The organism is Dapis hubbardiae BLCC-M172 (assembly GCF_050016015.1).
GTDB lineage: Bacteria > Cyanobacteriota > Cyanobacteriia > Cyanobacteriales > Microcoleaceae > Trichodesmium.
Window position 1 is genome coordinate 2,431 of the sequence record NZ_JBNHEQ010000225.1, and the last position, 575, is coordinate 3,005.

Annotated in this window: 1 protein-coding gene; it reads left to right on the forward strand. The window is 35.3% G+C overall.

The features are described from left to right. Positions 1–148 precede the first annotated feature (148 nt). A complete protein-coding gene (locus ACP6PK_RS20805) occupies positions 149–292 on the forward strand; it encodes a chlorophyll a/b-binding protein (RefSeq protein WP_426562268.1) in 144 nt (47 codons plus the stop codon). The last annotated feature ends 283 nt before the right edge of the window (positions 293–575 follow it).

A 575-nucleotide genomic window follows, 5' to 3' on the forward strand; every position in this document is an offset into this window, starting at 1 on the left:
TGGGTTTTGTGATTGGTATAGCTACTGAACTCTTAACTGGTCAAGGTATTCTTTCCCAGCTAGGCTTAATGTAACTAATTCTGATTTCTTAAGAACTTTTCTGTTGTATTTACAAGAATTTAACTACACTAATTAGAGGTTAGTCATCATGGAAACTCAAGAGCAAAAAGCAGGTTTTACCAAATTTGCAGAGACTTGGAATGGTCGCTTGGCAATGTTAGGTTTTGTGATTGGTGTTGCTACTGAATACCTCACAGGTCAAAGCATTCTTTCTCAACTTGGTTTGATGTAATTTCCCCAAATTTTTCTATTATTCTTATTTACATTCAAGCCCAATTATTAGAGCTTAATTACTAAACGATGGTTAGGCTTTAGTTAATTGAAAAAAATCCAACATCGTCAACAGACAATGTTGGATTTTGTTATCAGTTTTGCTAGTAAGTTATTGCAGCTCAAGTTATTCTTTCTCAACTGGATTTGTAGAACCTTTTGTTAATATAGATAAGCTTAATATATATAGCAGGGAACAGGGAACAGGGAACAGGGAACAGGGAACAGGGAACAGGGAACAGGGA